Source organism: Arthrobacter sedimenti (assembly GCF_042652025.1).
In the GTDB taxonomy this organism is placed as follows: Bacteria; Actinomycetota; Actinomycetes; order Actinomycetales; family Micrococcaceae; genus Arthrobacter; species Arthrobacter sedimenti.
This window is the reverse complement of the sequence record NZ_JBHSDQ010000001.1, coordinates 991,633-1,015,285: the sequence shown is the minus strand read 5'-3', so window position 1 is coordinate 1,015,285 and position 23,653 is coordinate 991,633. Positions and strand designations below refer to the sequence as shown.

At 66.8% G+C, this 23,653-nt stretch carries 23 protein-coding genes; 17 read left to right on the top strand and 6 right to left on the bottom strand.

The genetic code is table 11. The features are described 5' to 3' along the window. The first annotated feature begins 41 nt into the window (after window positions 1-41). The 4 genes from ACFO0G_RS04815 (at window position 42) to ACFO0G_RS04800 (ending at window position 3,342) form a co-directional block, all read left to right on the top strand. Entirely contained in the window at window positions 42-1,367 is a 1,326-nt protein-coding gene (locus tag ACFO0G_RS04815) for a glycoside-pentoside-hexuronide (GPH):cation symporter (protein WP_286398957.1), read from the top strand. Window positions 1,368-1,603: 236 nt separating this feature from the next. Beyond that, entirely contained in the window at window positions 1,604-2,725 is a 1,122-nt protein-coding gene (locus ACFO0G_RS04810; RefSeq protein ID WP_286398955.1) for a 3-deoxy-7-phosphoheptulonate synthase, read from the top strand. Between the two features lie 154 nt (window positions 2,726-2,879). Next, window positions 2,880-3,092: a helix-turn-helix domain-containing protein gene (locus ACFO0G_RS04805; RefSeq protein WP_043452394.1), complete on the top strand. Its 213-nt coding sequence runs from the start codon at window positions 2,880-2,882 to the stop codon at window positions 3,090-3,092. A gap of 151 nt (window positions 3,093-3,243) precedes the next feature. After that, window positions 3,244-3,342: a 30S ribosomal protein bS22 gene (locus tag ACFO0G_RS04800; RefSeq protein ID WP_003792170.1), complete on the top strand. Its 99-nt coding sequence runs from the start codon at window positions 3,244-3,246 to the stop codon at window positions 3,340-3,342. A 78-nt stretch (window positions 3,343-3,420) separates the two neighbouring features. On the opposite strand, the gene ACFO0G_RS04795 is transcribed toward ACFO0G_RS04800, so the two are convergent. After that, window positions 3,421-4,239, bottom strand: coding sequence for an HAD family hydrolase (locus ACFO0G_RS04795; protein WP_286398949.1), 819 nt, complete (start codon window positions 4,237-4,239; stop codon window positions 3,421-3,423). A gap of 78 nt (window positions 4,240-4,317) precedes the next feature. Between ACFO0G_RS04795 and ACFO0G_RS04790 the strand changes: the two genes are divergently transcribed. After that, entirely contained in the window at window positions 4,318-4,572 is a 255-nt protein-coding gene (locus ACFO0G_RS04790) for a glutaredoxin family protein (protein WP_286398947.1), read from the top strand. 10 nt (window positions 4,573-4,582) lie between these two features. Beyond that, window positions 4,583-5,287 (top strand): redox-sensing transcriptional repressor Rex, encoded by a 705-nt coding sequence (locus ACFO0G_RS04785; RefSeq protein ID WP_286398945.1) that lies wholly within the window; start codon window positions 4,583-4,585, stop codon window positions 5,285-5,287. A 74-nt stretch (window positions 5,288-5,361) separates the two neighbouring features. Here ACFO0G_RS04785 and ACFO0G_RS04780 read toward each other — a convergent pair whose 3' ends face one another. Next, complete coding sequence (locus tag ACFO0G_RS04780; RefSeq protein ID WP_376976609.1) at window positions 5,362-6,213, bottom strand: ABC transporter permease family protein; 852 nt, start codon at window positions 6,211-6,213, stop codon at window positions 5,362-5,364. Window positions 6,214-6,418: 205 nt separating this feature from the next. Beyond that, complete coding sequence (locus ACFO0G_RS04775; protein ID WP_376976608.1) at window positions 6,419-6,967, bottom strand: YceI family protein; 549 nt, start codon at window positions 6,965-6,967, stop codon at window positions 6,419-6,421. A gap of 203 nt (window positions 6,968-7,170) precedes the next feature. On the opposite strand from ACFO0G_RS04775, the gene ACFO0G_RS04770 reads away from it, so the two are divergent. The 10 genes from ACFO0G_RS04770 to ACFO0G_RS04725 all read left to right on the top strand — a co-directional run bounded on the left by ACFO0G_RS04770 (window position 7,171) and on the right by ACFO0G_RS04725 (window position 21,391). After that, window positions 7,171-7,851 (top strand): histidine phosphatase family protein, encoded by a 681-nt coding sequence (locus ACFO0G_RS04770; protein WP_286398937.1) that lies wholly within the window; start codon window positions 7,171-7,173, stop codon window positions 7,849-7,851. 53 nt (window positions 7,852-7,904) lie between these two features. Then, window positions 7,905-8,465, top strand: a complete 561-nt coding sequence (locus ACFO0G_RS04765) for a TlpA family protein disulfide reductase (protein WP_376976670.1) — start codon at window positions 7,905-7,907, stop codon at window positions 8,463-8,465. Between the two features lie 17 nt (window positions 8,466-8,482). After that, window positions 8,483-9,238, top strand: coding sequence for a cytochrome c biogenesis CcdA family protein (locus tag ACFO0G_RS04760; RefSeq protein WP_142132727.1), 756 nt, complete (start codon window positions 8,483-8,485; stop codon window positions 9,236-9,238). Continuing rightward, complete coding sequence (gene resB, locus ACFO0G_RS04755; RefSeq protein ID WP_376976607.1) at window positions 9,238-11,025, top strand: cytochrome c biogenesis protein ResB; 1,788 nt, start codon at window positions 9,238-9,240, stop codon at window positions 11,023-11,025. Before ACFO0G_RS04760 ends, resB begins: the two co-directional genes overlap by 1 nt. Next, complete coding sequence (ccsB, locus tag ACFO0G_RS04750; RefSeq protein WP_286398931.1) at window positions 11,025-12,110, top strand: c-type cytochrome biogenesis protein CcsB; 1,086 nt, start codon at window positions 11,025-11,027, stop codon at window positions 12,108-12,110. The genes resB and ccsB overlap by 1 nt, the downstream gene beginning before the upstream one ends. Window positions 12,111-12,297: 187 nt before the next feature. Continuing rightward, window positions 12,298-14,478: an Hsp70 family protein gene (locus ACFO0G_RS04745; RefSeq protein ID WP_376976669.1), complete on the top strand. Its 2,181-nt coding sequence runs from the start codon at window positions 12,298-12,300 to the stop codon at window positions 14,476-14,478. Window position 14,479: 1 nt separating this feature from the next. Continuing rightward, window positions 14,480-16,561 (top strand): LuxR C-terminal-related transcriptional regulator, encoded by a 2,082-nt coding sequence (locus ACFO0G_RS04740; protein ID WP_376976606.1) that lies wholly within the window; start codon window positions 14,480-14,482, stop codon window positions 16,559-16,561. Window positions 16,562-16,725: 164 nt separating this feature from the next. Continuing rightward, window positions 16,726-17,862: an IniB N-terminal domain-containing protein gene (locus ACFO0G_RS04735; protein ID WP_286398927.1), complete on the top strand. Its 1,137-nt coding sequence runs from the start codon at window positions 16,726-16,728 to the stop codon at window positions 17,860-17,862. Window positions 17,863-17,984: 122 nt separating this feature from the next. Beyond that, entirely contained in the window at window positions 17,985-19,901 is a 1,917-nt protein-coding gene (locus tag ACFO0G_RS04730; protein ID WP_286398925.1) for a dynamin family protein, read from the top strand. Continuing rightward, window positions 19,898-21,391 carry a dynamin family protein gene (locus tag ACFO0G_RS04725; protein WP_286398923.1) on the top strand — a complete coding sequence of 498 codons (1,494 nt, stop codon included), beginning with the start codon at window positions 19,898-19,900 and terminating at the stop codon, window positions 21,389-21,391. Before ACFO0G_RS04730 ends, ACFO0G_RS04725 begins: the two co-directional genes overlap by 4 nt. A 14-nt stretch (window positions 21,392-21,405) precedes the next feature. Here ACFO0G_RS04725 and ACFO0G_RS04720 read toward each other — a convergent pair whose 3' ends face one another. Then, window positions 21,406-21,936, bottom strand: coding sequence for a hypothetical protein (locus tag ACFO0G_RS04720; RefSeq protein WP_286398921.1), 531 nt, complete (start codon window positions 21,934-21,936; stop codon window positions 21,406-21,408). Between the two features lie 50 nt (window positions 21,937-21,986). Beyond that, the gene (locus tag ACFO0G_RS04715) at window positions 21,987-22,376 is read right to left on the bottom strand and encodes a PLD nuclease N-terminal domain-containing protein (RefSeq protein WP_286398920.1); all 390 of its coding nucleotides are present in this window, start codon (window positions 22,374-22,376) and stop codon (window positions 21,987-21,989) included. 62 nt (window positions 22,377-22,438) lie between these two features. On the opposite strand from ACFO0G_RS04715, the gene ACFO0G_RS04710 reads away from it, so the two are divergent. Next, window positions 22,439-22,747 (top strand): DUF4229 domain-containing protein, encoded by a 309-nt coding sequence (locus ACFO0G_RS04710; RefSeq protein ID WP_376976605.1) that lies wholly within the window; start codon window positions 22,439-22,441, stop codon window positions 22,745-22,747. Here ACFO0G_RS04710 and ACFO0G_RS04705 read toward each other — a convergent pair. After that, a complete protein-coding gene (locus ACFO0G_RS04705; protein ID WP_236799501.1) occupies window positions 22,744-23,625 on the bottom strand; it encodes a 1,4-dihydroxy-2-naphthoate polyprenyltransferase in 882 nt (293 codons plus the stop codon). The genes ACFO0G_RS04710 and ACFO0G_RS04705 overlap by 4 nt on opposite strands. Window positions 23,626-23,653: the final 28 nt, after the last annotated feature.

The following is a 23,653-nucleotide window of genomic DNA, read 5'->3' as shown; positions in this document are numbered from 1 at the left end:
TCGGGCGAGAAAGCGGTTTCTCGCCCTGGGGACAGGAAAAAATGAAGCCATTGAACAGGGCCGCGATCCTAGGCTACGGCGCCGGCGACGCAGCCAACAGCATGATCATCAGTACTGCCAACATGTTCCTGCTGGTCTACTACACCGACGTGGCCGGGATCGGAGCGGCAGCTGCCGGTACCCTGCTGGTGGTTGCGCGGGTGTTCAACGCCTTCACGGACATCGCTGCCGGCCGGATCGTCGACCGTTTTCACAGCGATCGGTGGGGAAAGTTCCGGCCCTTCCTGCTCTTCGGCTTTGTTCCGCTGGTGCTGGGCGTGGCTGTATTCCATGTGCCCGACGTCGAGCCAGGCCTGAAGCTGCTCTACGCCTACTGCACCTACTTCCTGGTCTGTCTTGCCTACAGCCTGGTGAATGTCCCCTACGGCTGCCTGGTGGGCGCCATGACCCAGGACCCCCGTGACCGGGCCAGGCTGGCCGGAGCGCGGACCATCGGCGGCCTGTCGGTAGGGGCGACGCTTGGGTTCTTCGTGGCACCGCTCCTGGGCAGGGGCGGGGACGTCCAGCAGATCTTCACCGTGATGACGCTGGTCTTCGCGGTGCTGGGCTCCGGCCTGTACGTGTTCACCGGGACCGCCTGCCGGGAACAAGTTGCCGGCAGCGTTCCCAAAATCACCTGGCGCCAAACCACTGACGCGCTCAGGGTCAATTCGCCGCTGGTGGTCCTGTGCCTCAGTTCCGTACTGCTGGTGACCGGCAATTCCGCCACCGTGGCGGCGCAGTTTTACTACCTGCGCGATGTCCTGTCCCGCCTGGACCTCTTTCCCCTGATGGCGGCAACGCAGGTGGTCATTACCCTGGCGCTTGCCGTGCTGATGCCGCGCCCGGTCAACAGATGGGGCAAGAAGGCAGTGTTCGCCGCCGGCTGCATGCTCGGCGCCGCGGGTGGACTGGTGGTTTTCCTGGCGCCGGCAGAAGCCCCCTGGCTGGCGGTGGCCGGGATGGTCCTGGCCCAGCTCTCGGCGGCGACGGTAAGTATCCTCACCTGGGCACTCATCGCGGACACCGTGGAATACGGGGAGTGGAAAACCGGCGTCCGGGTCCAGGGCATCAACTACGCCCTTCTGGCGGCCACCCGGAAGCTTGGCATGGGCTTCGGTGGCGGATTGGTCGCCTTCGCGCTGGCGTGGGGCGGCTACTCCTCGTCGGTCCAGGAGCAGGCGGCACCGGCGCTCACGGCGATCCGCGCCGCCGCCGGACTGCTGCCGGCCGCACTGGTGCTGGCCGCCGTCGTCATCATGTCCTGGTACCGGCTCACGGACCAAAAGCACGCCGAACTGGTGGCCGGCCTCCAGGAGTCGCGATGAAGCAATTGTGACGGACCCTGATTTTGCGGCCACGCGCACCCGGGTTTATGGTCTCTTCCATGACTAACCGTTGGTATGCGTATTTTTCGTTGGCTCTGGAGGGGCCCGCGTCTAACTGACACGCATCCAGCATTCCTTCAGAGCCAGCAGGGCAGAGATCATTCTCTGCCCTTCGCCGTTTCTCCGGCGGGTTCTGAAATCCGGGCCCGCTTCCCATCTGGAACAGGACCCCGAACATGAGCACCGCAACAGCAGCAGCCCCCGCTATCAAGACCAAGTCCACGTCGAACCTGCGGGTCAGCGAGTTCACCCCATTGCCCGCCCCATCGGCGCTCCTCTCCAAACTGCCCCTTGACGCCCGGGCTGCTGCCGTCGTCGAACGCGGACGCGATGAGGTCCGCGCCATCATGGACGGCGTGGACGACCGCCTGCTGGTCATCGTAGGTCCCTGTTCCATCCATGACCCCAAGGCAGGGCTGGAGTACGCCCGCCGGCTGGTCAGCCAGGCCGAAAAGCACAAGGAAGACCTGCTGATCGTCATGCGGACCTACTTCGAAAAGCCGCGCACCACGGTGGGCTGGAAGGGCCTGATCAACGATCCCCGCCTGGACGGCAGCCACGACATGGTCACCGGCCTCCGCACGGCCCGGCAGTTCCTGCAGCAGGTCACCGCGCTGGGCCTGCCCACCGCCACCGAATTCCTGGAGCCGATCAGCCCCCAGTACATGGCCGACCTCATCTCGTGGGGCGCCATCGGTGCCCGCACCACGGAAAGCCAGATCCACCGGCAGCTTGCCTCCGGACTGTCCATGCCCATCGGCTTCAAGAACGGGACCGACGGCGGCCTGCAGGTGGCCATTGACGCCTGCGGGGCCGCGGCGGCGGCCCAGGCGTTCCTGGGGATCGACGGCGAGGGCCGGGCCGCGCTGGTGGCAACCGCCGGCAACCCGGACACCCACGTCATCCTCCGCGGCGGCCGCAAGGGGCCCAACTACTCAGCGGCCGACGTCGAACGTGCCTCCAACGAGCTGGCGGGCAAGGGACTGAACCCGCGCCTCATCGTCGACGCCAGCCATGCCAACAGCGGCAAGAGCCACCACCGGCAGGCCGAGGTGGCGCTGGAGATCGGCGCGCAGCTCGAGGACGGCGGGACCGCGGCGCGCGCCGTGGCAGGCGTCATGCTGGAGAGCTTCCTGGTGGGCGGGGCCCAGAACCTGGACGTCGCGGAACACGCAGCAGGGCGCTCTGAACTGGTCTACGGCCAAAGCGTCACGGATGCCTGCATGGACTGGGATGTTTCCGCGTCCGTCCTGGAGCAGCTGGCGGCATCGGCACGGAAGCGCCGGGAGTCGAATTAGGGGACGAAATAGGGGACCCGCTACTTTCACATCTGCCACAGGAACATCTAGAGTATCTATTTAGGTGGTTGGTGGATGGCTCAGCATCGGAACACCGCATTGGCACGTACCTGGGGTCACTGTTGTCCATCCGTCAGCAAAGGAAAATAGGGAAATGTCGGCAGAACAGAACTTCTCCAACGCGAAGTTCCTGACCGTGGCTGAAGTAGCCGAGGTCATGCGCGTCTCCAAAATGACTGTCTACCGGCTGGTGCACTCGGGCGAAATGCCGGCAGTGCGCTTCGGCCGCTCCTACCGGGTCCCCGAGAACGCCGTCGAACAGTACCTCAAGGGTGCTGTCGTGGACGGCCACACCGAGACGGCCTGAGGCGGCCTGTCCTGAGCCGCTCCTGATAGGCGGTACCCTGTTAAGGAACGTTTTACGTCATTGTAAGAATCTGTCAGTTGTTCAGTTCGTAGCTTTGTCCACGGACATTCTCCATCAGACAGGTACTGCATCTAGTTTGTAAGGAACTTTCGTGGGTTCAGTTATTAAGAAGCGTCGCAAGCGTATGGCCAAGAAGAAGCACCGCAAGCTGCTTCGCAAGACCCGTCACCAGCGCCGCAACAAGAAGTAGCAATACTTCGAACAGCGTGGAAATGCCCGTCGCCTCCCGAGGCGGCGGGCATTTTCTTTAATCGGGCTACTTCCCCGGCTACGCCCGCGGGCCGCGCATTCGGGCGAAGCCCTTCCAGAGGCCGTAAATGGCACCGCCAAAAGTGGCTGCCTTGAGGCCCAGGGTGGCAGCCCGGCGGCCGGCGCGGAAGTCGTAGACCGGCCAGTTGCGGTCACGGGCGTGGCGGCGCAGCTTGGCATCCGGGTTGATGGCAACGGGGTGCCCCACCAGCGACAGCAGCGGGACGTCGTTATAGGAGTCGCTGTAGGCCCAGCAGCGCTTGAGGTCCAGGCCTTCCTCGTCGGCGATGGCCTGGACGGCCACGGCCTTTGCTGAGCCGTGCAGGATGTCGCCCACCAGCCGGCCGGTGTACATGCCGTCCGACACTTCGCCCACCGTCCCCAGCGCTCCGGTCAGTCCCAGGCGGGTGGAGATCACGGTGGCCACCTCGATGGGCGTGGCCGTCACCAGCCAGACGCGACGGCCCACCCTGAGGTGCTGTTCCGCCAGTGCTTTGGCCCCAGGCCAGATCCGGGACGCAATCATCTCGTCATAGACCTCTTCGCCGAGGGCCTTGATGTCGTCAACGGTGATCCCGGCGGCCAGCGTCAGGGCAGAATCGCGCACGGCGTGGACATCGTCGATGTTTTCCCCGCGTGCCACGAACTTGAACTGCTTCCATGCGAAGCCGGCGGCCTGGGCCAGGGTGAACGCTCCGCGCTGGTGCATCTTCCGCGCCACATGGAAGAGGCTGGCTCCGCGCATCAAGGTGTTGTCCACGTCGAAGAACGCCGCTTCGCCTGGCTGCGGCTCGGCAACCGGGCGCGTGACTACGGCGACGTATTTCTCCTCGGGCATGGACTTGAGTCTAGTCAATCCAGTGGCCTGCCGCCGTCGGCGTCACCGGCAGCACGCGAACGGCGCTACCGTTAAGCCATGGCTACACCCCGCGTCGTCCTGGTCACCAAAGCTGACTGCCACCTTTGCGAAGACGCGCGCGACGCCGTCAGCCGGGTCACTGCCTCATTGGGCCTCACCTGGAGCGAAGAGCTGGTGGACAACCAGCCCGAGCTGCGTGAGCGCTACGCCGAGGAGATCCCGGTGGTGCTGGTGGACGGCGTGCAGCGCGACTTCTGGAAGATCGATGAAATCCGGCTGGAACGCGTGCTGCAGCGCGCCATGGCCCAGTAGGGGAGTGCCGGTGACCTCCCTGGATCCAACGCCGCAGCCCCTCCCGGACCTTCCGGACGCCACGGGCACCGCGCCAAAGCAGATACCGCCCGCCGCCGTAGCCCGGCTGACGCTCTACCTTCGCGCCCTGAACACCCTGCTGGCGGAGGGCGTGGAGCGCGTCTCCTCCGAATCGCTGGCGGAGGCCTCCGGGGTGAGTTCCTCAACCCTACGCAAGGACCTCTCCTATGTGGGGTCGTACGGAACCAGGGGCGTGGGCTACGAGGTGCAGTACCTCAGCCGCCATATCGCCGCCGCACTTGGACTGACGCACGACTGGAAAGTGGCCATCGTCGGGGCCGGCAACCTCGGCAAGGCGCTGGCGCGGTACGGCGGCTTCGAGTCCCGCGGGTTCGACGTCGTGGCTATTTTCGACGCCGACCAGATGGTGGTGGGCAGCGAAGTGGGATGGCTGCGTGTCAGCGACGTGGCAGACCTCGAAACAGTCCTGCGCCGGACCGGGGCCAACATGGTGGTGCTGGCGCTTCCGGCCGCTGTGGCCCAGGGCGTCTGCGACCGGGTGGTGGCTGCAGGCGTGCACAGCGTCCTGAGTTTCGCACCGGTGATGCTGCAGGTTCCCGACGGCGTCAACCTGCGCAAGGTGGACATGGCCACCGAACTCCAGATCCTGGCTTATCACGCCCAGCGGGCGCAGTCACCCGGCCAGACAGCCTAGGCGCTGGCTTAACGCGGGCGGCCCGGGAAGCATTGCTGCTTCCCGGGCCGCCTGTTTCCCAGCTGCCGTGCTGGTTACCGACCGTAAGGGTTGCCGAACCCACCGGAGTACGGGTTGGCGAAAGGCTGCTGCTTCCGGAAGTACGGGGCAGCTGCGGGCAGGTAAAGCAGCACGATGGCTACGATGCCCAGGACGGTTCCGAGCGTTCCGATGGAGGGGACCCCAAACAGGCCGAAAATGGACAGGGCCGCGAAAACTGTTCCCAGGATGCGGGCCCAATTCCTGCCCTTGCGAACGAAGAAGGCCACCAACAGGTACAGCGCGACGCCGATGATGGCGAACACCACCAGCGTACCGGCGATGAAGCTCTTCATGCTGTCGTAGCTGATGTCTGTTCCGCTGGAGCGCATCTGCTGTTCAAAAAGCTGCCGGAGTTCGGGGCTGTCCAGCTGGGTGAGCCCGAGGATCATGCCGATGACGAAAATCGCCGCCGACGCAATGAGCAGCCAGAAGGAGATGTTCACCAGCTGGGGAACGCCGTTGCTTCCGGCCGGCTGCGGCTGCTCGGAGGGGTACTGGCCGTAAGGGGACTGTCCATACGGCGCCTGGCCGTACTGGGACTGGCCGTTTTGGGGCTGCCCGTAACCGGGAGCCTGGGAGGCGTTCTGCCCATACTGGGATCCCTGGGACCCGTACTGCGGTGCGTTCTGGCCGTACTGCGGGGCATTCTGTCCATATTGCGGTGCTGCCGGCGGCTGCGAGCCGTACTGGGGCTGGTTCTGCCCGTACTGCGGGGCGTTCTGGCCATACTGCGGTGCGTTCTGGCCGTAGCGCGGCGGCTGGGCTCCGGGCTGGTCGTTGCCGGATTGTCCGTTGCTGTTGCGGGGGTCTTCGGACCCGGGAGGCGGGACGGGAGGAGTACTCATGGGCGTTCCTTCTGCAGGGTCGGGATCCAGTTAGGCTGCCGGGAATCGGTCCTCAGCCTTCCCCCCAGCATGGCTTAAGTCCACCGTACCCCCGGCGGGCGGCGTTGTGGATGATTCGGGAGGTGTCGATGCACCGCGTTTGCCCGTTAAACACGGCACCCCGGCCACGCCGCGTAGGCGGGGCCGGGGTGCCGTGTTGGGGGATTTAGGCTGCGGGAGCGATGAAGGCGAGTTCCAGGTTGATGGCCACCTTGTCGCTGACCAGCACTCCGCCGGTCTCCAGGACGGCGTTCCAGGTCAGGCCGAAGTCCTTGCGGCTGATGGTGGTCTCGGCGGAGACGCCGGCACGGGTGTTGCCGAACGGGTCCACGGCCACGCCGTTGAACTCGGTTTCCAGGGTGACGGGACGGGTAACGCCCTTGATGGTCAGGTCGCCGGTGAGTTCGTAGCTGTTGCCCTTGGCCACGAGGCCGTTGGAGACGAAGGAGATTTCCGGGAACTTCTCCACGTCGAAGAAGTCCCCGCCCTTGACGTGGCCATCGCGGTTGGCGTCGCCGGAGTCGAAGCTGGCGGTCTTGATGGTGGCGTTGATCTTGGAATCAGCCACGTCCTCGGCCAGGTCCAGGGTGGCGGCGGCGTCGGTGAACTGGCCGCGCACCTTGCTGATGCCGGCGTGGCGGACGGTGAAGCCGATCTCGCTGTGCGAGTTGTCCAGGGTCCAGGTGCCGGTGGTGACGTCTGCGGGAAGTGCCATGATGTTGCTCCTTTTATAGCTGTACCTGTTGTGGTCCTGATGTTGAAGCTTCATAAGTTGAAGTCTCAACTAACTTGCTGCATCCAGTATAAACATGCATTTGCATCTTTTGTTCCCGCGTTCGGAACATTTCTTCAAAAACTTCAGTTCTACTGGATGTAGAAGATTTCGGATCGCGCGCCATCTTTGAGAAACTGGTACACATGCCCCAAGCCACTGTCCATCTGCTCCGCCACGGCGAGGTCCATAATCCCGACGGCGTTCTCTATGGACGGCTCCCGGATTTCCACCTTTCCGAGCTTGGCCAGGAGATGGCCCGGATGCTTGCGGAGCACTTCCGGCAGCGCGCTGAGCAGGGGGCCCGCATCACCTACCTGGCCGCCTCACCGCTTGAGCGTGCGCAGGAAACTGCACGGCCGACGTCGGAAGCCCTGCAGTTGCACATCCACACAGACGCGCGGATCATCGAAGCCGAAAACTACTTCGAGGGCATGAAGGTCACCAAGGGCGAACTGCGCAGGCCCAGGCACTGGCCGCACCTGGTCAACCCGCTGCGCCCGTCCTGGGGTGAGCCGTACAAGCAGCAGGCGGCAAGGGTGGCAGCCGCCGCGCAGGACGCGCGCCGGAAGGCCATTGAACTCGCGGCGGGCGACTTCGGCGCCGAAGGCCCCGAGGCCATCCTGGTCAGCCACCAACTGCCCATCTGGGCCACCCGGCTGAGCGCGGAAGGGCGGCCGCTGTGGCACGATCCCCGCAAGCGCGAGTGCACCCTCACCTCCGTTACGTCCCTGGTGTTCGACGATGCCGGCTCGCTGTTGCGGGTGGAGTACAGCGAACCCGCAGCATCCCTTCTTCCCGGTGCCGCCAGCACCCCTGGAGCCTAGTAGTGAGCAACAACAACCTTCCCTCGCGCCGCGGCCTGCTCGCCGCCGGCGGCATGGCCCTGACCGCGCTGACCCTTGGCCTGTCCGGCTGCGCGCAAGAGGACGCCCTGGCCAAGCAGGCCAAAGCGGGGGACAACAAGAACTACGTTGCCGGCGACGGATCCGTGACCGAGTTCGCCGCCGCGGACCGCAAGGAAGCCGTGCAGATCCAGGGTGCCCTCTTCAACGGCACCGCCGTCACCCCGGCCGACTTCCAGGGAAAGGTGAGCGTCTTGAACTTCTGGTTCGCAGCCTGCGCCCCCTGCCGGGTGGAAGCGCCGCTCCTGGAGGCGCTGCACCAGGAGTTCAAGGACCGGGGCGTCCAGTTCTTCGGCGTCAACCTCCGCGACGAGAAGCCCACGGCCGAGGCGTTCGAGAAGACCTTCAACCTGACCTACCCCAGCTTTAACGACAAGGACGGCGGGGTCCTGTTGTCCGTGTCCGGCCTGGTGCCGCCCGGAGCCGTGCCCACCACGCTGGTCCTGGACAAGCAGGGACGGGTGGCCTCCCGCGTCCTCGGCGAGATCGAGAAGGGCACCCTGAAGGCCCTCATCACCGCCGCCGTGGCGGAATAGGGACAGGCCGGGACCCCGTGAACAGCCCCTTCGCCGAAGCCATCCTCAGCGGCTCCCTCCTGCTGGCCATCCCGGTGGCACTGCTCGCCGGACTGGTCTCCTTCCTTTCGCCCTGCGTCCTTCCGCTGGTCCCCGGCTACCTGGGATACGTCACGGGCCTGAGCGGCGTGGACCTGCAAAAGCAAAAGCGCGGCCGGATGCTGGCCGGCATCGGATTGTTCGTCCTGGGCTTCTCCGTGATCTTCGTCCTGCTGGGCGGCGCGTTCGGCCAGCTGGGCACCCTCATCACCGGCAGCCAGAACGCCTGGATCACCCAGCTCCTGGGCATCCTGGTGGTCATCATGGGCATCGTGTTCATGGGCGGCTTCAGCTGGCTCCAGCGGGATGCGAAAATCCACGCCAAGCCGCCGGCCGGTCTCTGGGGCGCACCGCTGCTGGGCCTGACCTTCGGGCTGGGATGGGCGCCGTGCATCGGCCCCACCTACTCAGCAGTGCAGTTGCTGAGCCTCTCCGGCGGATCCTCCGCCGCCAAGGGCGCGTTCCTGGCATTCGTGTACAGCCTGGGGCTGGGCATTCCGTTCCTGCTGATCGCCCTGGCCCTGCGCCGGGGAATGGGAGTGATGGCGTTCTTCCGCAAGCACCGGCTTGCCATCCAGCGGACCGGCGGCGGAATCCTGGTGGTCCTGGGGCTGCTGATGGCCACCGGCGTGTGGGGTGCCTGGGTGACCGGGCTGCAGTACTGGTTCCAAACCGACGTGAAGTTGCCGATCTGATGAGCGAGCGTGTGAAGGTAAAAAAGAAGCAATCCGCCCCTGTCGCCGAGGCGAAGGCCCAGGCCGCCCTCCCGGCGCTGGGACTCAAGGGCATGCTCCGGTGGGCCTGGACCCAGCTGACCAGCATGCGCACCGCGCTGTTCCTCCTGCTGCTCCTCGCTGTCGCCGCTGTCCCCGGGTCGCTGTTCCCGCAGCGCCCGGCCAACCCGGCCACGGTGACCCAGTACATCAAGGACCACCCGGAGTACGGCAAGCTGCTGGACTCCCTCCAGCTGTACGACGTCTACTCCTCCGTGTGGTTCTCGGCGATCTACCTGCTGCTGTTCATCTCGCTGATCGGCTGCGTGGTGCCGCGCGCCATCGCCCATTACAAGGCCATGCGCTCCCAGCCGCCGCGTACTCCGCAGCGCCTGTCCCGGCTGCCGGAATACGGCACCATGGTGATTCCCTCCGGTGCCGGCATCCCGGCGTCGGACGCCATCAACGGTGCCGCAGGGCTGCTGCGCAAGCGCGGCTACCGGGTGGAGGTCCGGGACGCCGACGGCGCCCTGCCGTCCCTGGGTGCCGAGCGCGGCTTCCTCAAGGAGGTGGGCAACCTGGTGTTCCACACCTCGCTCATCGGCGTGCTGGTATCCGTGGCTGCCGGCGGCCTGTTCGGCTACAGCGGCCAGCGCATCCTGGTGGAAGGCGACACCTTCGTGAACACCCTGGTGGGCTACGACCAGTTCAACCCGGGCACCAACTTCCAGTCCAGCCAACTGCAGCCCTACTCCCTCCAGCTGGACAAGTTCAACATCACCTTTGACCGAGAATCCCAAGGCAAGTTCGGCCAGCCCATCGACTTCGCCGCCACCGTCACCACAAAGGAAAACCCGGACGCCCCGCCCAAGCAGGAGATCCTAAAGGTCAACGATCCCGTGAGCCTGGGTGGCACCAGCATCTACCTCACCGGCAACGGCTACGCGCCGGTGGTGACCATCCGGGACGGTGCCGGGAACGTGGCCATGCAGGGGCCGGTGGTGGCCAAGCTGCAGGGCCAGAACTACTACTCCTCCGTGGTGATCAAGGTTCCGGACGCCCAGCCGGACCAGCTGGGGTTCGTGGGCTTCTTCCTCCCCACCGCGTTCGTCAATGACAAGAACGTGTCCTTCAGTGCCGACCCCGAACTGTTCAACCCGCAACTGACCCTGAACTCCTATTACGGCGACCTGGGCCTGAACAAGGGTGCGCCGCAGAACGTCTTCGAACTGGACGTCAAAAACCTCACCCCGCTCAACGCCAGGAACCTGGCGGCAGGCGGTATCACGCTGGCCCCCGGCTCCACCTACACCCTGCCCGACGGCAAGGGCAGCATCAGCTTCGACGGCGTGAAGCGCTACATCGGCGTGGACATCCACCACAACCCCGGACAGGCCTCCGCCCTGGTGTTCGCCCTGCTGGCCGTGGCCGGGCTGATCCTCTCGCTCTACGTCAACCGCCGCCGCGTCTGGGTCCGCACCGGTACCGCCGCTGACGGCCGCACCATGGTGGAGTACGGGCTCCTGGCCCGCGGCGAGGACCACCGCCTGGCCGGCGAGGCAGCGGCGCTCCGTAAGCTGTTCACCACGGAGTGGCAGCTGCCTGAAGACGCTGACTCCGAAGAAGGGACCGCTCCGTCCCAGCAAACTCCCAGCCGCACAGGCGATAATGTCGCAGGCTCCGTCGATACCGCAGCAGGCTCCACTGAAACTGCCGCCGGCTCCGTCACCACCCCAGCAGGCCCCACCGGGCCCGAAAAGGACCAGTAATGCCATTTGGAATCAACGAAACCATGGGCCAGTACAGCGAACTCTTCATGCTGTTGGCGGCGGGTACCTACACGGTGGCCTTCATCGCCTTCGCCTGGGACCTCGCCAAGAGCAGCAAGGCGTTGCGCGCGGTTGACGTCAAGGCCGCGCAGGCCGGGACCGCAGCCAAGGTTCCCGTAGCCGCAGGAGTGGGTGCAGGCTCTGCCGGGGCCCGCCTGGACGGCCCCGCCGACCGCGCCGAACGCCCGTCGTCGTCCGCCAAGGCCGGCGGTGCAGGAACCGGCGGCGTGGTAACGGCCGACGGCGACATGAAGTACGCCGCGGAGCGCCGGGTTCCGGCGCGGGTCGCCGTAGCCCTGACCATCCTCGCCGCCGTTATCCACGGCGCCGGCGTGGTCACCAGGGCATTGGGCGCGGGCCGCGTGCCGTGGGGCAACATGTACGAATTCCTCACCACGGGCGCGTTCCTGGTGGCGGCAGTGTTCCTGCTCTCGCTGATCCGCCGCGACCTGCGCTTCCTGGGCACCTTCGTGGTGGGCCTGGTCATCATCATGATGGTGGCGGCTTCGGTGGCCTTCTGGACCCCCGTCGGCCACTTGGTTCCCGCCCTGCAGAGCTACTGGCTGGTCATCCACGTTTCCATCGCGGTGCTTTCCTCGGCCCTGTTCACCCTGACCTTCGCCATGTCCGCCCTGCAGCTGGTGCAGTCCCACCGGCAGAAGACCGTGGCCGCCGACGGCACCGACAAGCTCGGTTTCATGCGCCTGGTGCCCTCCGCCCTGAGCCTGGAAAACTTGTCCTACCGCATCAACGCCATCGCCTTCATTGGCTGGACCTTCACGCTGATGTTCGGTGCCATCTGGGCCGAGAAGGCCTGGGGCCGGTTCTGGGGCTGGGACACGAAGGAAGTGTGGACGTTTGTTATCTGGGTTGTCTACGCCGGCTACCTGCACGCCCGTGCCACCCGCGGCTGGACCGGAACCCGCGCCGCATGGCTGTCGATCGTGGGCTACCTCTGCGTGATCTTCAACTTCACCATCGTCAACACGTTGTTCAACGGGCTCCACTCCTACTCCGGCCTCTAGGCTGCGCCCTCTTGCCCGCAGGTTTTTCGGGCCTTAAGACCTGAATTTGGCCGCCACGAGGCAATTGCGCGCCATATCGCCATTCGGTGTAGCAACAGGGGTGTTCCCGGGTCCCGCGGAATGCTAATTTGGTGACTGTTCACTGTGATGAAGCTTGCATGTGGACCACCAGCCTTCCGAGGTAACCATGAGCTACGCCCTCGCCGTAGACGTCGGGACGAGTTTCACGGCAGCCGCCGTTGTTCGCTTTCACCAGGGTGCTTCCCCTGTGCCCGAATGTCTGCCCCTGGGCGCCCGCGGAGCCTCTGTGCCTTCCGTGGTGTACTACCCGGAAGAGGGCACTGTCCTGGTGGGCGAGGCCGCCGAACGCCGCGGGCTGGACACACCCGAGCGTGTGGTCCGCGAATTCAAACGCCGGATTGGCGACGACGTCCCGATCATCCTGGGCACCCTGGCGCTGCAGCCTGAGGACGTCTTCGCCACTATGGCCCGGTGGGTGGCCGACCGGGCAGCCGAGCGCGAGGGGGGCCCGGCGTCGGCCCTCTTCCTGACCCACCCCGCCGCCTGGGGCAGCCACCGCCTGTCCGTGGTCCGGGATGCCCTTGCTGCCCGCGGCCTGGAAAACGTGACACTCCTTTCCGAGCCGGAGGCCGCCGCCCTGCACTACGCATCGCAGGTACGGGTGGAGGAAGGCAGCACAATCGCCGTCTACGACCTCGGCGGCGGCACGTTCGATACCGCTGTCCTGCGGAAGTCCGGCAGCAGCCGCTTTGAGCTCGTGGGACGCCCGGAGGGCATCGAAGACCTGGGCGGTGCCGATTTTGATGCTGCAGTCTTCAGCTACGTGGCTGCCCATAGCGGGAACGCGCTGGACCACCTCGACCCCGTTGACCCCTCGGTCCTCGGCGCCCTGACCCGGCTCCGCCGCGAATGCGTAGAGGCCAAGGAAGCCCTCTCCGCTGACAGCGAGGCAAGCATCCCGGTGCTCCTGCCCGGCGTCCAGCAACAGGTCCGCCTGGTGCGTGCCGAGTTCGAAGCGCTGATTGAAGAGCCCGTGCGGGAAACCGTAGAGGCACTGGAACATTCCCTGGCCCAGCTCCACCTTGAGCCGGAAGACCTGTCCACGGTGCTGCTGATTGGGGGCTCGTCCCGCATCCCCCTGGTGGCACAACTGGTGTCCGAGCAGCTGGGCCGGCCCATTGCGGTGGACGCCGACCCCAAGTCGTCCATTTGCCTGGGTGCGGCAGTCGCGGCGCTCCTGGCCCACACCGCTGCCGCAGAGGCTGCGGCGCTGGCGGAAGCTGGGGCGGCCAAAGCTGAACCGGCACCAATCGAAGCCGCATCAACCGGAGCGGCACCAGCCGCACTCGCGGCTGATGCGGTGGAAGCCGCCGTCGCGTCCTCCGACGCGCCACCCGGACCGGACAGTTCCAGCCGGCCCAGCTGGTCGCGTAAATATTCGACGGCGGGAGGAGCCATCGCCGGGCCCTCCCGCAGTGCGCTGCACGGGAAAGGGGGCGCGCACGCCCCGAAACCCACAGTCCGGGTCACGGCTGTGGCCGCGGCCGCGGCTGTCCTTACGGTCCTCACCGCCACTGCCGCCCAAAGTCCTGACGGCTTCGGGAACCTGACGGCGATGTTCGTGCCCCAGGCCGGTGCCAGCACCACGGGCGGATCCAGCGGGGGAGGGGGGACGGAAGCGCCCGGTCCAGGCGCGGCAGCGGCGGCAGCCGTTCCGCAGCCGCTTGCGGGCATCGAAGCCAGCGCCAGGAAGCCGTTCACCGGGGAGCCCGCACCCACTGCCTCCGCCCCGCCCGCCGGCAAGCAGGCCACAGGCGGAGACGCGGCCGGCGGTGCGACGGCGGGTGGACCTGCCGCGGGCGCTCCGGCGAATCCGCCGTCCGGTGCCGGCACCGGGATCATTCCGGATTCCCTGAGCGGTGCTACTGCAAGCCCCACCGACACCCCCCAGCCCCTCCCAACGAGTCCGGCACCCACCAGCCCCGCGCCGACCGCCACCACGCCCCCGACCACATCGCCTGCCCCGTCACCGTCGGGCACTGCATCGTCCGGCACTGCACCGCCCGGCACCTCCTCGCCCGGGGTGCCGATCAGTCCCACCCCTAATTCCGCCCCGGCTCCCACGGACACGGGCACCGTTGCACCGACCAGCGGGAGCGCGTCTCCAACCATTACGCCTACAACGATGGCGGCTTCCGGCCCCACCGCTGATCCGCTCGTCACGCCAACGGCAACGGAATTGACGCCCACACCCGCCGTTGCGCCTTCACCCACGCCTGAGGAGTCCACCAGTGCCTCCACTGACACTGCCGTCGCCACGGCCACGACCACAGCTCCGGCGGCCTGAGATGGATGCGCACCTGCAGCGGGCGGAACGCCCCGTACCACTGCACACGTCTCCGGACCATCAGGGCCACCCGCCCCATGCAGCGGAGCTGATGGCCAAGCAGTTGAAAGGTGCCAACGCAGCCGTACGTGAGCTGCTGCTGGCACTCTCGGTGGGGTTCGCCCTGCCCGGTCCGCTTCCGGCCGACCTCCAGCGCAAATTCATCAACGGGACCGTGGAGGACCTGGACTCCCTGGTGGACCGGGCGGAGGCCGCGGGCCTGCTGAGGCCGGACGGCACAGTGGTGGGGACTGCCCAGCACGCCCTGCTGACCGCCACGCCAACCGCCAAGGTGCACTCGCTCCAGCGGGAGCTCGTGACTGTCTTCGCGTCCACCGGGCAACCACTTGGCAACCTTGCGCGCGAGCTCGCCAGGGGCGGACTCGCCGATTCCAGGGTTGCGGCGGAACTTTCGCAAGCGGCCAACGCTGCGCTGGAAAGCGATCCGGGGCTCGCCTCCCAGCTCTACGAGGAAGCGCTCCTTGCCGGCGCCGACCCGCTGGCCACCGCGGCCCGCCGCGCCCAGGCCGCAGCCGGTGACGGGGAACTGGACGCCGCCGCCCGCATCATCGACGCCCTCTTGGTCAGTGCGGAGCCGCCGGACGTGCGCCGGGGCGCGGACGTGGCTGCCTCCGTATGGGCGCAGCGGGGAATGCTGGCCCGCGCGGCCGACGTCTACAGCTGGTTGGGGCCGGGCCGCGTAGGCGCCTCGGCTCCCCTTGCCGCCGTCGCTATGATCGGCGCGGGAGACCGGGCAGCTGCCGAGGCCTTCTTCCAGCCGGACGCGCCGGCGTCGTCCCCAACGCTTCTTGCGGCTGCCCTGGTGCAGACCGGCCAGGGGGTTCTCGCGTCACTGGGCGAGAAGCCGCAGCAGGGCATCTCCATCCTGATCCATGCTTCGGACATGTTGAACTCGGCGGGCATGGCCCTTCCGCTGCCGGAAACACCTGCCGCACTGGCAGCCCTCCTTGCCCTGCACAGCGGTGAGCCGCACTTGGCGGAAACGGTCTGCCGGGCCGCCGTGGTGGCCGGGCAGGGCGGCAATGCCGCGCAGCCCAGGCTTTTGCTGCTCCAGGCCTGGGCGGCCATGATGCAGGACAAACTCGAGGACGCGCGGTTCGCCGCCGTGGAAGCCGCCAAAGCCAACCACTGGCCGCTGGTCCCGCGCGACGAGTTCATGTCCGCCGCGCTGGAGGTGGGACTTGCCCGCCGCAACGGCGACGTGCCGGAGCTCCTCAGGGCGTGGGAGCGGGCGCGGGAGGCAATGCTGCACACGTCGGTGGACCTCTACAACCTCCTGCCGTGGGGGGAGCTGCTGATCGCCGCTGCCCGCCTGCGCGAGACGCGCCGCGTAGCGCAGTACCTGGAAGACGCATGGAAACTGCTGGGGCGCCTGGGCGGACCTGCACTGTGGGCCGTTCCCCTGCACTGGGCTGCCGTCCAGGCTGCGCTGCTCAATGAGAGCCCCGCCGATCTTGCCCCCCATGCCACCGCCCTGGCAAGGGCCTCTGCCCACAGCCAGCTGGCCGCCGTCCTGGCGACGGCGGGCAAAGCCTGGGTATCGGTGCTGGCCGGCCGTTTCCGTACTCCTGAAGTGGAGGGTGCGGCCCGGCTGCTGGGTGCAGTGGGAATGCCGTGGGAGGGCGCCAGGCTGGCAGGACATGCTGCCGCCCGCGCCGAGGAACGCCGGGACATGATGCGCCTGCTCTCCTGCGCCCGGGACCTGCACCCGCAGGGCAGCCCGGGAGCATCTGGAGCGGCCGACGTGCAGGCAGGCAGCGGTGCCGATGGTGGGGGCAAGGGAGCCCAGCCGGACGCATCCGGCTTGAGCGAGCGCGAAAAGGAAGTTGCCAGGCTGGTGCTTGAGGGCAAGACCTACCGGGAAATCGGCGAGGCGATCTACATTTCGCCCAGGACGGCGGAACACCACATCGCCAGGATCAGGCGCCGGCTCGGCGCGGAGAACCGTTCAGACCTGCTGGCCCGCCTGCGCCTGGCCCTCGGCGTGGACAGTTCCCAGCAGCTGAATCCGCAGCAGGAATGACCCCCTAACACCCCTAGGCGTGCCACGTCCGTTGCCCCGGCACGGCGGCCACTGTTAGGGGGAAACCGCCCGATGCCCTTCCCCGGCAGCGAACCTAGGTTTGAGACAACCGGACACGTTCGCCGGATGATCCGCAACTCAAAGAAGATGTGAGGACCACGCATATGCCAACACTCGCAAACGACCTTGTTCAGTTCCTGATGCAGCTTTTTGGCAACCGGGAGGCGGTCCAGGAGTTCCTGGACGACCCCGAGCGGGCATTGGCGGAACACGGCCTGGGCAACGTGTGCTCGGCTGACGTGGACGCCGCAATGCCAGTTGTCCTTGACTACGCTCCCATCACCGTCAACGCCTCATCCTTCGACCGCCTGCACAACACCGGCGGAAACAGTGCCTGGTCCGGACACGTGGGGTCTGGCTACATAGGGCCCGGGCCGGCAGGCACGACGGCGGCGCACGCCGGCAGCGCCGCGGCCGTCCACGGTGGGGTGTACAGCCCAGGGCAGGGCGGGGCGGACTACGACAATGACGACCATGCCCACGCGGTCCAGCAGCTGCACCACGTGGTGAACCACTTCTCCTACACCAGCAACACCACCATGCTCGACGACCGGGACACCATTACGGACCAGTCCGTCAACCAAAATATTTGGGCGCATGGTGACGTGGAGCAGTGGTTCGACCATGACGCCGTGGTGGCCGCCGGGGACCACGCAGTGGCCGGCGGTGACGACGCCAGTGTCAGGGACTCCAACAACATCAGGGATTCCTACAACGCGGACCATTCGACCGATAACTCCACGGACAACTCCATCCACGCGGGCGGAGACGTCGGCATCGGCAATGAGCTGACCGCCATCTCCGGCTCCTTCAACACCGATGACTCCTTCAACACGGACATCGGCCTGGATGTGGACGACTCATTCAACGACAACTCGGACCACGCGGACTACTCCGACCATTCGGACCACTCCGTCAGCACGGACACGGCCGTGGACGTCCACGACTCGTTCAACGACAACTCCGACAACTCCACCCACAACTCCGACAACTCCACCCACAACTCCGTGGAGGTGGCGGACTCCTTCAACCCGGACAACTCCACCACTACCGCGGTGGACGTCCACGGGGACGACTCCTTCCAGGACAAATCGGCCACGAACATCCTGGCGGACAACCTGGTGGTTGCAGACAACCAATTCGAGTTCACGGAGGACAACCCGACCCATACAGATGTGGACCTGGACGACCACACCCCCGCCATCGACCATGCGGTGGTTGACGACTCCACCGCGCTGTAACACGCTATTCGAACACGCTGTTCGCGGGAGGCAAACCGCCCGGCAGGAGGCATCCACCTCCTGCCGGGCTCTTCCGGTATTACCGACGTTGGGAATTTTCGGCATCGACAGGGGGACACGCTGTGGCAGAAGCAGCACCGGCAAGGCCACCGGGGCCGGTTACTGCCGGTCAGTTGGGGAAGCTCGTGGAACAGGGCCTGCAGCTGGTGGGCAGCGGGGACCGCACAGACCTGCGCCGGAGGCTGGAGCAGGCCATGGCCAGGCTGCAGGACCCGAGCATCAGGGTCATTGTGGTGGGGGAGTTCAAGCAGGGAAAGAGCAAACTCATCAACGCCCTGGTGAACGCGCCGGTATGCCCGGTGGATGACGACATCGCCACGTCGGTCCCCACAGTGGTCCGTTATGGGGAGCCGGCGTCGGCAGCCGTCCTGGTCCCGGGAAATGCCGCCCCGGACAACTCCCCGGTGGAAAACCCGGCCGGGGATGCTGCCGGCGGCGGAATTGAGCGTCGGCCTGTCGAGCTTGCCGACCTGCCGGCCCTTGTTTCCGAGCAGGGAAACCCCGGAAACAGCAGGAAGATAGCAGCCGCGGAGGTCTGCCTGCCCCGCCGGCTCCTCACGGGCGGGCTCAGCATCATCGATTCCCCTGGCGTGGGCGGCATGGGCTCAACGCACACTTTGACCACCCTCACGGCCCTGCCCACCGCAGACGCCATGCTGCTGGTCTCGGACGCGTCGCAGGAATACACGGAACCCGAACTGCGGTTCCTCCGCCAGGCCATGCGGATAACCCCCAACGTTGCGGCCGTCCTCTCCAAGACAGACCTGTATCCGGACTGGCGGCGGGTGGCGGAGCTGGACAGGGCGCACCTGGGCCAGGTGGCGTCTGATATCCCGCTGCTGCCTCTGTCCGCGGACCTTCGCCTGGAAGCTGCGCGGCTCCAGGACAGTGAACTCAACGACGAATCCGGCTTCCCGGCACTGGTGGCCCACCTCCGCAATGACGTGGTGGGCAAGGCAGAACGGATCCAGCGCCGTTCCGTCAGCCAGGACCTGCTGTCCGTCACCGAGAACCTGAGGCTGTCCCTGCAGTCCGAGTTGGATGCCTTGGAAAACCCGGGTGGCACGCCGCAGATGCTCGCAGAGCTGGAACAGGCCAGGACGGAGGCGGACCACCTGCGGAAGCGGTCCGCCCGCTGGCAGCTCACCCTTAGCGACGGCATCAATGACCTCATCGCCGACATGGAGTATGACCTGCGGGACCGCCTTCGCGCGATCCAACGGGAAGCCGAGAACGCTATCGACCAAGGCGATCCCGGTCCCGTGTGGCCGCAGTTCTCGCAGTGGCTCGAAGAATGTGTTGCCGCAGCGGTTTCGGACACGTTCGTTTGGACCAGCGAGCGGTCGCAATGGCTGGCCGCCCAGGTGGCTGGGCATTTCGCGGCGGACGAGGTAGCGCTGCCGGTCCTGCATGTCTCCGATTCCGGCGACGCCCTGGATCCGGTGGAGCAGATGCCGGAACTGGATCCCGGCCGGGTAAATCCGATCCAGAAGGTCCTGATCGGCATGCGCGGATCCTACGGCGGCGTCCTGATGTTCGGCCTCCTGACCGGGATCTTCGGAATGGCCCTCATCAATCCGCTGTCGGTGGGCGCCGGGCTGCTGCTGGGGCGCAAGGCCTACCGGGAGGACAAGGAGACCCGGCTGAAGCGGCGCCAGGGCGAGGCGAAAGCGCTGGTGCGGCGGCAGTTGGACGATGTGACGTTCCAGGTGGGGAAGCAGTTGAAGGACAGGCTGCGCCTGGTCCAGCGGACCATCCGCGACCACTTCACCGAGATCGCGGATGAATACCACAGGTCGCTGTCGGACTCGGTGGCCGCGGCGCAGAAGGCTGCGAACTCGTACGCGCAGGAGAAGGAAGGGCGCATCCGGGACATCAGGGCTGAGCTGAAGAAGGTGGATGCGCTGCACCGGGCTGCAGAAGCCGTGGCCGCCGAGGCAGCCGCAGCCAGGACCCAAACAGCGGCGGGGGTGGGATGACGGCGTCCACCACGGCCGGGGCGGCGGCGCTGATTCGGGAAGCCCTGGAGGTGTACGCCGACGACCTGCAGGCCACCCAGGAACTGCAGGGCTATGCGCGGCGGCTGGCGGAGCCGCTGCGGATTGCCGTTGCCGGCATGGTGAAAGCCGGCAAATCCACACTCCTGAACGCCATCATCGGTGAAGAGATCGCCCCCACGGACACCGGCGAGTGCACCCGGATCGTCACCTGGTACCGTCACGGCCACACGCCCCGCATCACGCTCCACCCCGCTGCGGGGGAGCCCATGACCCTGCCGCTGAAGCGTGTGGACGGGCGCCTGGTCTTCGTCCTTGACGGCGTACGCGCGGAAGAAGTGGAACGGCTCGATGTCGAATGGCCGGCGCCGGCACTGCAGGCCATGACCCTGATCGACACCCCCGGCATCGCCTCCGTCTCCCAGGACGTGTCCGCGAGGTCCCTGGCGTTCCTGACCCCGGAGGATTCGCCGTCGGAAGCTGACGCTGTTATCTACCTGATGCGCCATATGCACGCATCCGACCTGAGGTTCCTGGAAGCCTTCCGCGACACAGAGTCTGGCCGCTCGGGCACCGTCAACGCCATCGGGGTGCTGTCCCGGGCCGACGAGGTGGGAGCCGGCCGCATCGACTCCCTTCTGTCCGCGGGGAACATCGCGGAAAGGTACAGCCGCGATCCCAACCTGCGGAAGCTTGCCCTCGGCGTGGTCCCGGTGGCCGGGCTACTGGCCCAAAGCGCCCGCACCCTGCGCCAGCCGGACTTCGAAGCACTCCAGCTGCTGGCCACCCTGGACCGAACCGAGCGAGAACGGATGATGCTCTCCGCCGACAGGTTCCGCCGGTCCGCCGCGCCGGCGGGCCTGACGGAGGAGGCACGGGCGTCCCTTCTGGAGCGCTACGGGCTTTTCGGCATCCGCCTGGCCGTGGTCCTGATCCGCAACGGTTTTGCCGAACCCACGCCGCTGGCCCACGAGCTGGCGCGGCGGAGCGGCCTGGACCCCCTGCTGGACGTGCTGGACCGGCAGTTCCAGGCCAGGGCGGAAGAGCTCAAGGCCAGGACTGCCCTGGCGGCGGTGGAAAACCTCCTGGCCAGCCGGCCGCGGCAGGGGACGGAACACCTGGCGGCATCCCTGGAGCGGCTCCAGGCGAACGCACACGAGTTCCGCGAGCTCCGGCTGCTGGCGGCGCTGCGGACCTCGGGGGTGGAGCTGGCCCCTGAGCTGGCTGCGGAAGCCGAACGGCTGGTCGGCGGCCAGGGCGCAGCTGCCTACCGCCGGCTGGCCGCGGCAGCAGATGCCGGACCCGAAATGCTGGCGGCTGAGGCCAGGCGCTGCCTGGCCCGCTGGCGTGCAGTCGCTGAAAGTCCGCTGACGGCACGGTCCGCCGGCGAAGCCTGCCGGGTGGTGATCCGCAGTTGCGAGGGGATGCTGGCAGAATGTGCGCGCGGGGACCGGCAGCCGCAGTCGGCGTAGGGTCCCAGGTCACCTCAGCTGCTCCCGCGCTCCGGCTTCAGCCATGCCCCGGCGGATGGCAGGAAGAGCAGCGACAACCCGGCCAGCGCCAGGAGCAGCCCGGCGCCCCACAGCATCACCACGTAGCTGCCGGCGGCACCGGCGGGGACCAGGAAGGCCGATGCCAGGACAAGGATGAGGACATGGCTGGCCAGCAGGGGAAGCAGGATCCAGCGGGCCCAGTTTCGGCGGCCCAGCACGGCGGCAAGCGCCACCGCCTCAAGCAGGGTTACCGCGAGCAGTGCTCCGACACTTCCCCAGAAGACGACTTCCGCCGTCGTGCTCACGGACGCTGCGTCCCGGCCTGCTGCCATATCCGCCACCAGGCCGCGCAACCGCTGAAGGTTGGATTCGCGGGCCACGAAGGATCCCAGCAGGACGGCCAGTCCCGCGGCGAAACTGAAGAGCCAGAGCGAGCGGGAAGTGCGGACCACCCGGGGCAGCGGGGGGATGACCGGGATGGGCGGCGGGGTGGAGTAGGACAGGCCGGGCCTCGGTGGGGGCACGGACCAGTTGCGCTCTTCTCCGCCAGGCGGGGAGGCCGGCGCCATGGGTCCTATTTCAGTCCGTCGGTATCGTGTTCATCGGTGCCGCGCTGGCCTTTTCCGCCGTCCTCCTTGGTCTTTGCCTCCAGTTCGTCCCGGAGTTTCTTCAGCCGCTCGGCCTCGGCCTGGTTGCGGCGGCGGGCCTCGAGGTTGCGGAGGAAGTCCGGGTCATCGTCCGGGGCCGTGGGGTGGGGGTAGCTGGGCCGCGGCTGCGCTGTGCCGCGCGGGCGCCCGATCAGCAGCCACAGAATGGCGCCCAGGACCGGCAGGACGATCTGCACGATGATCCAGGCCGGTTTCGAGATGCCCCGGGTAAGGCGGCCTTCAGTGCGGATCACGTCCACCAGGCCATACACGAAGATGACGAGGACTGCGACGGCCAAAGCCACACGGAACAGCATGCCGTTAAGTCTATCGTCAGGACGGGCAGGGGCCGCCGGGCGGAGGCGGCTAAACTTGAATAGTGGCCTTTTTGAAATATTCCCTTATCCGTTTGGCGATCTTCGTTCCCCTGTTTGTCGTGTTTATGCTTCTGCAGGTAGGCGTGCTGATGGCCGTGATCTGCGCCGCGCTCATTGCCTTTGCCATCAGCTACCTGTTTTTCCAGAAGCAGCGCGATGCTGCCGCGGCGGCCCTGCAGCACCGTTTCTCGGGGAAGGCCAAGCCGCTGCGCTCGGCCGGTGAAGTCCAGGACGCCAACGCCGAGGACGCGCTGCTGGACGCCAACCCGGACATTACCATCAACAACGCCAAGGGCACCAAGAACAGCTAGAATCCGTGGCTGAGGATCAGTCCCAGTGAGAACAGCACGCTGTAGCCGAGGTTGATCAGGCCGGTCTGCTTCAGGACCGGGATGAGGCTCTTGCGCTTGCGGCCGTTGATCATCAGCCAGGCCGGCATCAGGCAGGCTGGGATGAGCAGCAGCACGATCAGGATCCATGGCCGGGCCGGCGCCAGGATTACTACCAGCAGGATGGCGACGGCGAGCATCAGGACGTAGCTTTCCCGCGCATGCTTGTCCCCCAGCCGCACGGCGAGGGTCTTCTTGCCGGCCTGCATGTCCGTGGGAATGTCCCGGACGTTGTTGGCCATGAGCAGTGCGGTGGCGATCAGGCCGGTGCCGATGGCGCCGATGACCGAGGACAGGTTTATGTGCCCGGCCTGGGTGTAGGTGGTACCCAGGGTGGCCACCAGGCCGAAGAAGACGAACACGAAAAGATCGCCCAGGCCCATGTAGCCGTACGGGTTCTTGCCGCCGGTGTAGCCCCAGGCGGCCATGACGCAGCCCAGGCCCACCAGGATCAGCCACCAGGCCTGGGTGAGGAACACCAGGACCAGGCCGAACACCATCGCCAGGGCGAACGTGCCGAACGCCGCCCACTTGACGTGTTCGGGCTTGGCAGCGCCCGATCCCACCAGCCGCAGCGGCCCCACCCGGTCGTCGTCCGTGCCGCGGATGCCGTCCGAGTAGTCGTTCGCGAAGTTCACGCCAACCTGGAGCAGGAGCGCCACCAGCGCCGCGAGGATGGCGTTGGGCAGCAGGAACGAGTCCATCTCGTAGGCGGCGGCGGTGCCGATCAGCACCGGCGCGATCGCTGCCGGCAGCGTCCGGAGTCGGGCGCCTTGGATCCATTGGGCGGCTGTGGCCACGGTTAGTACCTCGTGTTGTTTCGGTAAG

Excerpts from the sequence above, each read along its gene's own strand:
- ACFO0G_RS04745 (WP_376976669.1), top strand. The coding sequence starts at position 12,298 with ATGAGCTACGCCCTCGCCGTAGACGTCGGGACGAGTTTCACGGCAGCC.
- ACFO0G_RS04805 (WP_043452394.1), top strand. The coding sequence starts at position 2,880 with ATGTCGGCAGAACAGAACTTCTCCAACGCGAAGTTCCTGACCGTGGCT.
- ACFO0G_RS04790 (WP_286398947.1), top strand. The coding sequence starts at position 4,318 with ATGGCTACACCCCGCGTCGTCCTGGTCACCAAAGCTGACTGCCACCTT.
- ACFO0G_RS04815 (WP_286398957.1), top strand. The coding sequence starts at position 42 with ATGAAGCCATTGAACAGGGCCGCGATCCTAGGCTACGGCGCCGGCGAC.
- ACFO0G_RS04780 (WP_376976609.1), bottom strand. The coding sequence starts at position 6,213 with ATGAGTACTCCTCCCGTCCCGCCTCCCGGGTCCGAAGACCCCCGCAAC.
- ACFO0G_RS04795 (WP_286398949.1), bottom strand. The coding sequence starts at position 4,239 with ATGCCCGAGGAGAAATACGTCGCCGTAGTCACGCGCCCGGTTGCCGAG.
- ACFO0G_RS04810 (WP_286398955.1), top strand. The coding sequence starts at position 1,604 with ATGAGCACCGCAACAGCAGCAGCCCCCGCTATCAAGACCAAGTCCACG.
- ACFO0G_RS04770 (WP_286398937.1), top strand. The coding sequence starts at position 7,171 with ATGCCCCAAGCCACTGTCCATCTGCTCCGCCACGGCGAGGTCCATAAT.
- resB (WP_376976607.1), top strand. The coding sequence starts at position 9,238 with ATGAGCGAGCGTGTGAAGGTAAAAAAGAAGCAATCCGCCCCTGTCGCC.
- ACFO0G_RS04775 (WP_376976608.1), bottom strand. The coding sequence starts at position 6,967 with ATGGCACTTCCCGCAGACGTCACCACCGGCACCTGGACCCTGGACAAC.
- ACFO0G_RS04735 (WP_286398927.1), top strand. The coding sequence starts at position 16,726 with ATGCCAACACTCGCAAACGACCTTGTTCAGTTCCTGATGCAGCTTTTT.
- ccsB (WP_286398931.1), top strand. The coding sequence starts at position 11,025 with ATGCCATTTGGAATCAACGAAACCATGGGCCAGTACAGCGAACTCTTC.
- ACFO0G_RS04725 (WP_286398923.1), top strand. The coding sequence starts at position 19,898 with ATGACGGCGTCCACCACGGCCGGGGCGGCGGCGCTGATTCGGGAAGCC.
- ACFO0G_RS04715 (WP_286398920.1), bottom strand. The coding sequence starts at position 22,376 with ATGCTGTTCCGTGTGGCTTTGGCCGTCGCAGTCCTCGTCATCTTCGTG.
- ACFO0G_RS04740 (WP_376976606.1), top strand. The coding sequence starts at position 14,480 with ATGGATGCGCACCTGCAGCGGGCGGAACGCCCCGTACCACTGCACACG.
- ACFO0G_RS04765 (WP_376976670.1), top strand. The coding sequence starts at position 7,905 with ATGGCCCTGACCGCGCTGACCCTTGGCCTGTCCGGCTGCGCGCAAGAG.